Annotated in this window: 8 protein-coding genes, 5 tRNA genes and 1 other RNA gene; 12 read left to right on the forward strand and 2 right to left on the reverse strand. The window is 41.3% G+C overall.

The features are described from left to right. Positions 1–212: 212 nt before the first annotated feature. The 8 genes from PTRA_RS02885 (at position 213) to PTRA_RS02920 (ending at position 6,972) form a co-directional block, all read left to right on the forward strand. Positions 213–288: transfer RNA gene (locus PTRA_RS02885), tRNA-Phe, on the forward strand. Between the two features lie 72 nt (positions 289–360). Beyond that, positions 361–436, forward strand: a tRNA-Thr gene (locus PTRA_RS02890). Between the two features lie 67 nt (positions 437–503). Beyond that, positions 504–579 (forward strand) — tRNA-Phe (locus PTRA_RS02895). Between the two features lie 59 nt (positions 580–638). Then, positions 639–714: transfer RNA gene (locus PTRA_RS02900), tRNA-Thr, on the forward strand. 67 nt (positions 715–781) lie between these two features. Beyond that, positions 782–857: transfer RNA gene (locus tag PTRA_RS02905), tRNA-Phe, on the forward strand. Between the two features lie 325 nt (positions 858–1,182). Beyond that, on the forward strand, positions 1,183–2,601 hold the full coding sequence (locus PTRA_RS02910; protein ID WP_058372615.1) for a TolC family protein: 1,419 nt from the start codon (positions 1,183–1,185) through the stop codon (positions 2,599–2,601). Further along, on the forward strand, positions 2,591–3,892 hold the full coding sequence (locus PTRA_RS02915) for an efflux RND transporter periplasmic adaptor subunit (RefSeq protein ID WP_058372616.1): 1,302 nt from the start codon (positions 2,591–2,593) through the stop codon (positions 3,890–3,892). Before PTRA_RS02910 ends, PTRA_RS02915 begins: the two co-directional genes overlap by 11 nt. Next, entirely contained in the window at positions 3,889–6,972 is a 3,084-nt protein-coding gene (locus PTRA_RS02920; RefSeq protein WP_058372617.1) for an efflux RND transporter permease subunit, read from the forward strand. Before PTRA_RS02915 ends, PTRA_RS02920 begins: the two co-directional genes overlap by 4 nt. Before the next feature lie 194 nt (positions 6,973–7,166). Here PTRA_RS02920 and ssrS read toward each other — a convergent pair. Then, positions 7,167–7,348: non-coding RNA, 6S RNA (ssrS, locus tag PTRA_RS18815), on the reverse strand. A gap of 289 nt (positions 7,349–7,637) precedes the next feature. Here ssrS and PTRA_RS02925 point away from each other — a divergent pair. Genes PTRA_RS02925 through PTRA_RS02940 form a run of 4 tightly spaced genes read left to right on the forward strand, consistent with a single transcriptional unit; the run spans position 7,638 to position 11,922 of the window. After that, the gene (locus tag PTRA_RS02925; RefSeq protein WP_011327261.1) at positions 7,638–8,201 is read left to right on the forward strand and encodes a UPF0149 family protein; all 564 of its coding nucleotides are present in this window, start codon (positions 7,638–7,640) and stop codon (positions 8,199–8,201) included. Between the two features lie 29 nt (positions 8,202–8,230). Then, the gene (gene pepP / locus PTRA_RS02930; protein WP_058372618.1) at positions 8,231–9,553 is read left to right on the forward strand and encodes a Xaa-Pro aminopeptidase; all 1,323 of its coding nucleotides are present in this window, start codon (positions 8,231–8,233) and stop codon (positions 9,551–9,553) included. 15 nt (positions 9,554–9,568) lie between these two features. Beyond that, on the forward strand, positions 9,569–10,759 hold the full coding sequence (ubiH, locus tag PTRA_RS02935) for a 2-octaprenyl-6-methoxyphenyl hydroxylase (protein WP_058372619.1): 1,191 nt from the start codon (positions 9,569–9,571) through the stop codon (positions 10,757–10,759). Then, on the forward strand, positions 10,756–11,922 hold the full coding sequence (locus PTRA_RS02940; RefSeq protein WP_058372620.1) for an FAD-dependent oxidoreductase: 1,167 nt from the start codon (positions 10,756–10,758) through the stop codon (positions 11,920–11,922). Before ubiH ends, PTRA_RS02940 begins: the two co-directional genes overlap by 4 nt. 142 nt (positions 11,923–12,064) lie before the next feature. Here PTRA_RS02940 and PTRA_RS02945 read toward each other — a convergent pair whose 3' ends face one another. Further along, positions 12,065–13,063 carry an AraC family transcriptional regulator gene (locus tag PTRA_RS02945; protein WP_058372621.1) on the reverse strand — a complete coding sequence of 333 codons (999 nt, stop codon included), beginning with the start codon at positions 13,061–13,063 and terminating at the stop codon, positions 12,065–12,067. Positions 13,064–13,073: the final 10 nt, after the last annotated feature.

Consider the following 13,073-nt stretch of genomic DNA (forward strand, 5'->3'; position numbering starts at 1 on the left):
TTTACCGTACTTTGAATAGAACGATGTAAAAAATACACAATAATATTAGCATAGTTTAAGTTAAAGTTATGATGCTACTTTTTGCTGGTTTGTAGTATAAATGAGCAGTGTTAATTAAAAAAGCCCCGAGTTGCATAAAAACCGTGCAAACAGTTATTAAGAATGAAAAAAAAGTTGACTTGTAACGGCAAAACTCGTTTAATACGCCGCACGCCCAGATAGCTCAGTCGGTAGAGCAGAGGATTGAAAATCCTCGTGTCCGTGGTTCGATTCCGCGTCTGGGCACCATTATTAAATAATAGTGTTTGAAATCAAAGATATTAAACAGTATTATGCGTGCCTTAGCACACAGTTTTGTGTGCCGACTTAGCTCAGCTGGTAGAGCAACTGACTTGTAATCAGTAGGTCAACCGTTCGACTCGGTTAGTCGGCACCATTTATTTACTAAATTATTTTACTAAAAAGTTAACTTAGAATATTTAGTTAACTAGCACAGTTTATGTGCCTCGATAGCTCAGTCGGTAGAGCAGAGGATTGAAAATCCTCGTGTCCGTGGTTCGATTCCGCGTCGAGGCACCATTTATTAAAAGTTATCAATCTTTAAAATTGATAAAGTGCCTTAGCACACAGTTTTGTGTGCCGACTTAGCTCAGCTGGTAGAGCAACTGACTTGTAATCAGTAGGTCAACCGTTCGACTCGGTTAGTCGGCACCATTTATTTACTAAATTATTTTACTAAAAAGTTAACTTAGAATATTTAGTTAACTAGCACAGTTTATGTGCCTCGATAGCTCAGTCGGTAGAGCAGAGGATTGAAAATCCTCGTGTCCGTGGTTCGATTCCGCGTCGAGGCACCATTTATTAAAAACCTCACTCTTGTGAGGTTTTTTTGTTTTTACGATATTATTTTTCCCTGCAGGCCATTCTATACAGCTTAAAATTGTTCCAGAAAATTTTAAGCTCATCAGTACACTACTTACTAACCCCTTAATTATATAAACCTGCTTATAGTTACTTTCAACTTTACAGTTAATGAACTTAGTGCTCATTAATACCGAAATAGAGTATAAATAGTTATCCGATAGTTTATGGCTAATTATGTAATGTTATGTAAAGTAAGTTGAGCGTTTTAGTTCAAAGTGCTTGAATTACATTATAAATAGCAGTAATTCAGGTTTAATTATGATTTGGCAACAATACCAGCCAACTTTATTGGTACTCAGTATTGTGCTGCTCAGCGGCTGTGCGAGCAATATAAATTCACAGCAGCGCGAACAAGCACCTAATAATGTACCGCAGCAATGGCAACAAAAAATCTCTGCGCCGATATTGCACGTACAACAGCAATGGCTTAATCAATTACAAAATCCACAGTTAAATCAACTTGTGGAGCAGGCACTTAAAAATAACCAGCAGCTTTTACAGAGTAGTTACGATGTAGCGCTCCAAAAGCAGGAGTTAATTGTGTCGGGCGCAGCGTTGTGGCCAACCTTGGACTTATCTGCGCGTACTAGTCGCAGTAAAAATAACCGCCCAGTTAGTTATAATAATGCAAGTTCAGTGAGCTTGAATTTAGGTTACGAAGTTGATTTATGGGGCAAGCTGTCAGATTCTAATCGCCAAGCTAATTTAAACTACTTAGCGCAACAGGCGCGCTTTGAACAAGCAAGGCAACAGCTAGTTGCCGATGTAGTAAAGAGCTGGTTTGATGTAGTAACCGCAAAGCAATTACTTGATTTATACAAGCGCCGTGAAGCCAATGCTTTGCAAAATCTTGATATTATAGAGTCAGGTTATCGTCAAGGGTTAAACGAAGCTCTCGATGTTTACTTGGCCCGTAACGAGCTAAATAACGAGCGTTCACGTATTGCTACTCAGCAAGCAAGCTTATTAACGACAGCAAGAGTACTTGAGCGTTTATTGGGAGATTATCCGAAAGGAATTATCTCGGCAAATAATGACCTGCCAGTTATCAATACTAACATTCCACTCGGTTTACCCTCAGAGTTAATTACCCGAAAGCCAACATTACGTGCAAATTGGTATCAGCTTTTAGCAAGTGATGCGAACTTGGCTTACGCCCATAAGCAACGCTTTCCAAGTTTAAATTTAACGGCAAGTTTAAGTGATGCGACAGATAGAGTGAGTGATCTGTTTTCGCCATCTAGCCTAGCATGGTCGTTACTTGGCAGTATTTCAGCGCCTATTTTTAATGGTGGCCGGTTAAAAGCGAATGAAGAAATTGCGCGTTTAAATAGCCAAAAACAAGAGCAGCAGTATTTACAAGCACTTTACGATGCTTTTAGCGACGTAGAAAATGCGATTACGCTACAGCAATCACTTAAGGCGCAGTATGCAAGCACGCTAGAAGCACAAGAAAATGCCCTTGCTGCCGAACAACTATCGTTTGAGCAATATCAAAGTGGCTTGGTTAGCTACACCACAGTGCTTGACGCACAAGGACGCTCGTTCGATGCTCAAAGCTCCTTAATTAGTATTAAAAATCAATTAATAGCAAACCGAGTTAATTTACACCTTGCCCTTGGTGGCGACTTTGCAAACACTTCAACCGAACTACAGAGTAATAACAATGAAAACTAAAACAGCAAAAATTATTATTCCAGCCGCGGTTATTATTGCCACTATTTTAATCGTCATGTTTATCAAAGGTAACCCGCCAGAAGCTAATCGCTTTGGTGCACCACCAAAAGCGTCAATTAACGTAGCAGTTCAAATGCTGCAGCCGCAAAACTATCAAGTGATGGTAGACAGCTACGGCACAGTAAAACCACGTACACAAAGCTTATTAGTTGCTCAAGCATCGGGTTTAATTATAAATATAAGCGATGACTTTAGAGAAGGCGGTTTTTTTAAAAAAGGTGCGGTATTAATCCAACTCGACGATAGAGACTATCAAGCAGAAGTTAAATCGGCACAGGCTAACTTACTAACAGCAAAGCAAGGCCTTTTAGAAGAGCAAGCCCGCGGGCAGCAGGCTATTACAGATTGGCAGCGTTTAGGTAATGATAAACCTGCAAGTAGCTTAGTGCTACGTGAGCCACAATTAGCTGCAGCACAAGCACAAGTATTATCGGCGCAAGCAACACTTGAAAAAGCCAAGTTAAACTTAGAGCGTACCCAAATAATAGCGCCATTTGCAGGGCGAGTACTTAGTCGTAATGTAGATTTAGGCCAAGTTGTTAGCAACAACACCCAGCTTGCTACTATTTACGCGATAGACAGCGTAGAAGTTCGGTTGCCAATAAAAAACAAAGACCTACCTTTCATTAATTTACCTGAGCAGTACCGCGATGGTGCTAAAAATCAGACCGGATCTGTGATTAAATTTAGCTCTGATCTAGTTGGCGAGCAAACGTGGCAAGGGCAGTTGGCGCGTACTGAAGGTGCTATTGATGAAAGTGCCCAGCAACTCTACGTGGTTGCTAAAATTAATGACCCTTATAAAGCAACACAAAGTAATCAATACCCAATAAAAATAGGGCAGTACGTTAAAGCGCAGATCACCGGAAAAACAGTTTCTGACGCGCTTATTATTGCAAATAGCACGATTTATCAGGGATCTTACGTTTATATTGTTGAGCAGGGAGTATTAAAGCGTAAAGATATAACGCTTGCATGGCAAAGTGCCGCTTTTGCAATGATAAAAACCGGCTTAAAAGCAGGTGATAAACTGGTTGTTACGCCACTAGGGCAAGTTAGTTCGGGCACACAAGTGAGTATTTTAGGCGAAGATAACAAAGCGACTAAACCACAAGGCGTGAAGCAGCGCCCAACAGCAGAGCAATTAGCACAACAAGCAAAAGAGCAAGGCATTAGTGTTGCAGAGCTAGTAAAAAAACGTCGCGCAGCAAAGCAAGGAGATAAGCCATGATTGCTTGGTTTACCAAAAACCATGTTGCTGCCAATTTATTGTTAGTAACGTTGTTGCTGTCGGGACTGTTTAGCTTATCGACAAAAATACCGATCGAAGTATTTCCTTCTTTTGAAACCGATATGATCAGTATTCGGGTTAGTTTACGTGGTGCGACGCCAGAGGATGTTGAGCAAGGTGTCACTATACGTATAGAAGAGTCTGTACAAGATTTAGAAGGCATAAAGCAAATATTTAGCCGCTCATCTGAAGGTTCGGGCTCTGTGACTGTTGAGGTGGAGAGCGGTTACGATCCTCGAGAGTTACTCGCTGATATAAAAAGCCGTGTTGATGCTATTAATACCTTTCCTGGAGATGCAGAAAAACCCATCGTTGCTCTAGCTGAGCGAAAACGAGAGGTTATAGCGGTAACTGTATCTAGCGATTATGGCGAAAAAGAAACTCGTGAGTACGCAGAGCAAGTACGCGATCAAATATTACGTTTACCCAGTGTAACGCAGGTTGAGTTAAGTGGCGTGCGCGACTACGAACTGGCTATTGAAGTAAGCCAAGATACCTTGCGCCAATATGACTTAACACTGGCGCAAATTTCTAATGCGGTTGCTAACTCAAGCTCAGACATTTCTGCGGGTAACTTAAAAACCCAAGGTGGTGATGTACTTATTAGCTCAAAAGGGCAAGCATACCGAAAAGACGAATTTGCCAGCATAGTGGTTAAAAACCAAAGTGACGGTACTATTATTCGCTTAGGTGATATAGCCACAATTAATGATGACTTTGAAGAAACCCCAGTGCGTACCCGTTTTAACGGAAAACAAGCCGCTTTTATCGACGTATACCGAATCGGCCCACAAAGCGCAATTACAGTTGCCGATGAAGTAAAAGCCTATATAAATGCCCAGCAATCTTCATTGCCGCAAGGTTTTGCATTAAGTTATTGGGATGACGACTCAGAGCTAGTTAAAAGCCGTATTGCCACGCTTACCACTAACGCCTTACAAGGCGGTATTTTAGTGCTGGCACTGCTAACCTTATTTTTACGCCCAGCTATCGCATTTTGGGTGTTTATTGGTATTCCGGTGTCGTTTATGGGGGCATTTATTGCTATGCCTATTTTTGGCGTGACCCTTAATGTAATGAGTTTATTTGGCTTTATTTTGGTACTCGGTATTGTGGTTGATGATGCCATAGTCACAGGTGAGAACGTTTACACCCATTTAAAAACAGCTGAATCGGGCGAACAAGCTGCCATATTAGGCACCCAAGAAGTAGCAACGCCAGTCACTTTTGGTGTATTAACTACGGTAGCAGCCTTTTTACCATTAGCCTTTATTGAAGGTGCGCGCGGGGCATTATTTGCACAAATTCCTGTGGTGGTTATTCCGGTATTATTGTTTTCTTTAATTGAGTCTAAATTTGTTTTACCTGCACATTTAAAATACATAAAGCTACGTCATCAAAAAGGTAAGCAGTCAAAATTTGATCTGCTACAGCAACGTTTTGCTGATGGCTTTGAAAGTGCCATTTTAAAATATTATCAGCCTATTCTTAATTTAGCTCTGCGTCATAAACTGGCAACGGTGAGCTTATTTGTTGGCGTATTTTTAATTATTTTAACTATGATCACCAGTGGTTGGACTAAGTTTGTATTTTTTCCACGTATTCCCAGCGAAACCGTACGGGTAAACTTAACCCTGCCGGCTGGTACACCGTTTGAAGTAACTAATAAATATGTGATTGATATGTCGCAAAAAGCGCAGCAATTACAAGACAAATACCGCGATCCTGATACGGGTGAAAGCGTTATTTTAAATATTTTAGCAACGACTGGCGGGCGCGGCGGAGTATCTAACTCGGGCGCAGTACGCTTTGAAATTACCCCAGCTGAAAAACGCGATTCAGATATTGGTTCACGCGAACTTGCCAGTGAATGGCGCGAATTAATTGGCGTTATTCCTGGTGCTGAAAGCCTCACCTTTAGAGCCGAAATTGGTCGTAGTTCAGATCCAATAGATGTGCAGCTTAGCGGTACATCGTTAAAGGTTTTACAAGATGTGGCAGATCATATTAAAACGCGTTTATCGACTTACCCAACCGTATTCGATATTGCCGATAGTATGTCTGATGGTAAAGAAGAGCTGCAAATAGAGCTTACTGAACAAGGCTTAGCGCTGGGCTTAAACCGAGTTAATGTAGCAGGGCAAGTGCGTAACTCGTTTTTTGGCTCGCAAGTGCAAAGGATCCAACGCGGGCGAGACGATGTGCGGGTAATGGTACGTTTGCCTATTGACGAAAGACGCTCGGTGGCCGACTTGCAAAATATACTCATAAACACACCAGCCGGTGGCTCAGTGCCTTTATCGCATGTGGCTATTTTAATTACAGGGCAAAGCCCGTCTACTATCAATCGGATCGATCGCTACCGTACTTTAAACGTGACCGCCGATATAGAAAAAAGCAACACTAACATGACCATACTCCAAGCTGATTTATCCCAGTATTTAGATGAGCTAATGCAGCAATACCCAGGAGTAGATTATGCATTAGAAGGTGAAGCAAAAGAGCAAAGAGAGTCGTTTGGCTCACTTGCTTGGGCGTTAGTATTTGTATTTTTTATTATTTATGCGCTACTAGCGATACCGTTTAAATCGTACTTACAGCCATTAATAGTAATGAGTGTTATACCCTTTGGCATGATAGGCGCTGTAGTAGGGCATTGGATCATGGGGATGGAATTAACCATTATGAGCTTGCTTGGCATGCTAGCGTTAATTGGTGTAGTGGTTAATGACTCACTGGTATTAGTTGACTATATTAATAAAAAACGCACCGAAGGGCTTGAATTAATTGAGGTCGTTAAACTTGCCGGCGCGTCACGTTTTCGCCCAGTTATGCTAACTAGCTTAACCACCTTTATAGGGTTAATGCCGTTATTATTTGAAAAAGCGACTCAAGCGCAATTTTTAATCCCTATGGCTGTGAGCTTAGGTTTTGGAATTATATTCGCCACCTTCATTACCTTATTGCTGGTACCGGTAAACTATATGCTTATGGAGCGTTTTCAGGGCTGGTTTAAATAAGTGTTGGTTTTAGGAAGGTAAAGGTATTAAGTGCTAGGTAATTAAATACACAACATTAAACATCGGGCTGTGAAGACGCAGTTCGATGTATTTTAAGGTGAAAAATTAAAGACGAAAAATTAAAAGCGAAAGATTAAATATTAGGGCGAGTTTGGCTAGAGATTTGATTATAACAACATAGAGCCTAAAAGAAGGTGTTCCCCAAAGTGTGGTGTTGGTGTCAGTCCTGAAACCATAAGGTCTCAGGGCGGGAATCTGCGGTTTACCGTAGGCTTCTCGGTACATGCCGAGCTTGCACAATAGTATACGAACAGAAACCCTGGTATAAAATTTATCGGCTCAGGGACTTAACCAAGCTCCAGCACCCCAGGGAACAAATCCAGTATATAAGACATAATCGAAAGCTTAAACCCCAAAAGCAAAATATTATTTTGTTTGCGTGGTTATTGTGCACATGTAACTGCTTATTTACTTGTGAGTGTGCTTTTTAGCCATAAATATGTTTATTATATACTGAGCTTAATAAAGTCATACCACAGCAATAAATAGCTGCCGCTATTAAAGTGTTTAATAGTGCCCCTTAAGCGGTTTGATTATAGAATTTATTGGAGTTGCTTTTTATCGAGTGGTAGCATTGCCTTAACTAGCAAAATGAAGATATAACAATGAGCGATTTACCAGATTACGAAGAAGCCCAATTATTATTAGAAAAAAACGAAATATTTGTATCACCCGCTGAAGCGCACGGTGTAATTAGTGGTTTATTAGCCTGTGGGTTAACGATTGACGACAAAGAATACCTAGGGCTGTTAAGTGATGTGTTTAACGATGGTGACTCGTTTAGTAATAATTTAAAACAGTTTTTTGGCAGCATTTATAAGCAGGTAGTTGCTAGCTTTAATGATGAAGAATTTGCGTTTGATTTGTTTTTACCCAGCGACGATGAAACACTTATAGATCAGGCTAATGGTTTGGTTTCTTGGGTTGCAGGTTTTATGCTTGGCTTTGGCTTAAAGCAAAAAGATTACGGTAAATTATCAGCCGATGTAAAAGAAGTTATTACCGATTTTAGCGAAATTACTCGCCTTGATACTACCTTTGAAGAAACTGAAGAAGACAGCCAAGCACTACATGAAGTGATTGAGTATGTGCGTGTGTCGGCATTACTTTGCTTTGCAGAGTTAGGTAAAGATCAAAGTACTGCTAGCACTAAAAAAACACTTCATTAATAGTTTAAAGTTAAACGGGTTTGTTGCACATGGTTGAAATACAAAAGTCAGAGTTTAAAGCACGTCGTGAGCGTCTGCTTGCAAAAATGGATAGTAACAGTGTGGCAATTATACCAGCAGCGAGCGAAGTTACGCGCAGCCGCGACACTCACTATGCATTTAGACAAGACAGTGACTTTTTTTACTTAACTGGTTTTAATGAGCCCGATGCCGTACTCGTACTTGCTCCAAATAGCGACACCCCCAGTATATTATTTTGCCTTAATAAAGATAAACTAGCCGAAGTATGGCATGGGCGCAGAATTGGCTTTGAAAAAGCAAAAAACGAATATTTGTTTGATGCAACCCATGGATTAAGTGATTTGAGCGAACAGTTATTTAATTTGCTCAATGGCAAAGCAGTTTTATATTATGCGCAAGGTGCATATTCGGCTTTTGATGGGCGTGTTTTCTCTTTGCTTAACACTCTGCGCAGCGCTCCTAAAAAAGGTGACATAGCGCCAAGTACCATTAAAGATATTCGTTTGTTAATTCACGAAATGCGTTTATTTAAATCACCAAGTGAGATAAATATTATGCGCACAGGCTGCGAAATTAGCGCGCAGGGCCATGTTAGGGCAATGTGTTTTGCCCATAGCGGTGCAACCGAGTATCAATTAGAGGCAGAGCTACATCATCATTATGCAATGCATGGTGCGCGGCACCCTGCGTACGGCACTATTGTAGGCAGTGGCGACAATGCTAATATTTTACATTACACCCAAAACAGCGACGCCCTTAAAAATGGCGACCTAGTGTTAATAGATTCAGGTTGCGAGCTACAAGGCTACGCTGCTGATATTACACGCACTTTTCCAGTGAATGGTAAATTTAGCCCCGAGCAAGCTGCGTTATATAATATTGTTCTTAAAGCGCAAGAAGTGGCGTTTGCAGAAATTAAACCCGGCGGTTACATGTCGCATGCTAATGCCTTAGCAATGGCAGTAATGACCCAAGGCCTACTGGATTTGGGTATTTTAACTGGCAACTTTGATGAGTTAATGGCAAAACAAGCCTGTAAAGAATATTACATGCATGGTTTGGGGCATTGGTTAGGCCTAGACGTACATGATGTAGGTGACTACAAAGTAAATAACGCTGAGCGTGCATTTGAGCCGGGTATGGTGCTGACCATAGAGCCTGGGCTTTATATCAGCGAAGATTCAAATGCACCGCAAAAATACCGAGGTATTGGTATTCGTATTGAAGATAACCTATTAGTAACCCCAAGTGGTTATGAAAACCTCACCCTAAGTGCGCCAAAAACCATAAGCGATATAGAAGCACTTATGCAAAGCAATAAAAGCGCATAAGACTAGGAGAAAAAAGTGCCTAAGCAGTTTGATGTTGTTGTTATTGGTGGCGGTTTAGCCGGTGCTAGCTGTGCGTTAAGTGTGGCTAAAATAAATCCCTCGCTTAGTATTGCTGTTGTTGAGGCTAATGAAGTAAGTAATAACTATCACCCTAGCTTTGATGATAGAAGCATAGCACTTGCTCAGCAGTCGGTAGAGTACTTACAAGGCTTAAATTTATTTGCGTTAAATTCACCGTACGCTACAGCAATTAAAAAAGTAAGTGTGTCTGATCGTCACCACTTTGGAAAAGCAGATATTAACTGTGAAGAGTTTGCTAAAGATGCCCTTGGTTATGTGGTTGAAGTAAACCCGTTTGGCCGCTCGTTACATCAATTATTAAACGCTCAAATAAATATCAGTTTATATTGTCCTGATAGCGTAAATGCCATTGAGCAGCAATTACATAATAATATAGTTACTTTGCAAAGTGGCGAGCAAATAGCCGCTAAGCTGTTAGTTATTGCCGACGGTGCACAGTCGCCAACTCGCAGCTTATTTGGGCTTAAGTTTAACACTCAAGCTTATGAGCAAGGGGCTATTATTGCCAATATAGAGGTAGCAGGCGGGCATAATAACCATGCTTTTGAGCGATTTACGCAACATGGCCCCATGGCGCTATTACCTATGAGCAACAACCGCTATTCACTAGTGTGGTGTATGCAGCAACAGCACGTTGAGCAGCACATGGCACAAAGTGAAGACGACTTTATAAGCGCACTACAAAGTGCCTTTGGTTATCGCGGTGGTCAATTTACTAAAGTGGGTATGCGTGCTAATTACCCCTTAGTGTATGGCCAAGTAGAATCGCTTATTGCGCACCGCACGGTAGTAATAGGCAATGCTGCACATGCAATTCATCCCATTGCAGGACAAGGGTTTAATTTAGGCCTGCGAGATGTACAAGTACTTAGTAACTTAATTGCACAGAGCCCAAATGACTTAGGCAGTTATGCATTTACTCGCGAGTATGCACAGCAGCGCAGCGCTGATATAAATAACGTGATGACCTTAACAGATGGTTTAGTAAGGCTTTTTTCAAATTCATCACGCATACTGGCACTTGGCCGTAGTATTGGGTTGTTTTCGATGGATTTATTCCCCTCTTTAAAAGCGCCATTGGCTAAGCAGTTAATGGGGCAAGTTAAACAAGGTCAAGGTTTATGAAACAAGCACAGGTATGTATTGTAGGTGGTGGCAGCGTAGGGCTTACCTTAGCGCTTGGGTTGGCAAAAGCGGGTATAAGCGTAGTCGTGCTTGACGCTGCGCCAAAGCAAACACCGCCAACTGACGAGTACGGCATGCGCGTAAGTGCGCTGAGTATTGCAAGTCAAACCTTGCTTGAACAATTAAACGTATGGCCACACATAGTTGCCTTGCGTGCTAGTGCCTATACCCATATGGATGTGCGCGATGCCGACAGCTTTGGCAAAATAGCTTTTAATAGTGAGCAACTAGAGCTTGATCATTTAGGTCATATAGTTGAAAACGATATTATTTGCTACGCGCTTATAAAGGAGCTGGAGCAGCAGGCAAATGCTACGCTGATGTTCGACACTTGTTATCAGCAAATACACCAAAGCGAATCGGATGTATTTGTTACTTTAAAAAGTGGTGAGCCAATCATTGCAAAGCTGCTGGTGGCCGCCGATGGTGCTAATTCGGCAATTCGAAAGCAATTTAATATGGCGCTGAGCTTTAAAGACTACGACCACCATGCATTGGTGGCTACAGTTAAAACTCAAGAGCCACACGCCAATACCGCACGCCAAGTGTTTTTACCAAGCGGGCCATTAGCATTTTTACCGTTGAGCGATGCCAACACCCATTCAATTGTGTGGTCTACAAACCCAACGCATTGTGAAGAGCTGTTAGCAATGGACGACAACCAGTTTAACAAAGCCATTATGGCGGCGATAGACGGCCAATGTGGTTTGTGTGAAGTGCAAAGTGTACGCGCTGCATTTCCACTTAAAATGCGTTATGCCCAGCAATGGGTTGCAGGTAAAGTCGTATTAATTGGCGATGCTGCACATACGATTCATCCGCTTGCAGGCTTGGGGATGAACCTAGGGTTAAAAGATGCCGCTTATTTAATTGAGTTACTAACAAGTGATAATAAAGAATTTGCCAGCACGCGTACTTTACGTGATTACGAGCGTACCCGTAAACTCGATGCGCAAAAACACATTGCCATGATGTACTCTTTAAAAGAGTTATTTGCCGGTGCTAACCCAATTAAAAAACTAATTCGTGGAGTTGGGCTTTCAATGGTTGATAACTTAGGCCCAATAAAGCATTTGTTTGCTAAAGAAGCGATAGGAAAGTAAGCGTATTAGTAAGCGTATTAGTAAGCGTATTAGTAAGCGAATAAAAAGCCGTGGTTATTTTAACCGCGGCTTTTTATTATCTATCTAGAATTAAAGAATTAAGTAACATTTAATTTTTTAGCCAATGTTTTAGATAATATTTTTAAGTAATACTTTTTAGATATTGCAGTGGGGTGCAGTTATACCAGCGTTTAAAAGCACGATTAAATGAACTTTGGTCATTAAAGCCAAGTTTAATTGCTATGTTACTTAATGGCTCTTTGCCAATACACAGTATTACGCGCCTTTTACGCTCTTGCTCAAGTAAGTCGGCAAACGATATTTGTTCGCGCTTTAAATGACGTTGTAAGGTGCGCGGGGTCATGTTTAGTGCGCCTGCTGTACGTATTAAACTGCAGTCGATTAAGTCATTTTTAGCCATAAATAACTGGCTAATTTTTTCGGTTAGTAACTGCTGGCTTTTAAAGCGCGAAAGTTGCTGCTCAGAAACCTGTTTAAGCACTAAGTTAATTTGCGTATTGTCGGTTTTAAATGGCAGTGCTAAATAACTGCTCGGAAATACCACTTGGTTATACTGCGCGTTAGTTTTAACAGGGCAGTTAAACCAGCTTGCGAGTGTTGTTTTTTCATTGCTGGTAAAAGCTTGGGTAAAATAAATAGTACTGGGCGATAGCTGTGGGTTTAATAGTTGCCGAATAACACTTACCCAAGCGGTCATATTACGTAAAATAACCTGTGGGCTGCAGTTAGCATTAGGTAGCCAACGAATAATTGCCAACTCACCTTGCAGCTCAAACTCTGCCTTACCAATATCTGCAACTAAACTGTCGTAGTTAAGTAGTGCGGTAATAGCGCTGGCTAAGTTATTACTCGATTCAATTAAGTAACCCAATACCCCAAAGTCGGCAGTACGAATTTGCTGACCAAGCTTAAAGCCAAACAAAGGCTCGCTTAGGGTTTGCTGAGCATAGTTTAGCAGTGCATTGTAACTGTTTAAGCTAATGCGTGGCGCGAGTTGCTGAGCCTGCTTATTACTGTATTCATTAAAGCTAATAGCCGACAAAACAGCTTGGCTATTAAGTCCAAGTGTTTCAAGGTAATCAATACAGCTTGAAAAATAATGATCGGCAAGCGTGCTCATTTGTCGCCTA

Source organism: Pseudoalteromonas translucida KMM 520 (assembly GCF_001465295.1).
Taxonomy (GTDB): domain Bacteria; phylum Pseudomonadota; class Gammaproteobacteria; order Enterobacterales; family Alteromonadaceae; genus Pseudoalteromonas; species Pseudoalteromonas translucida.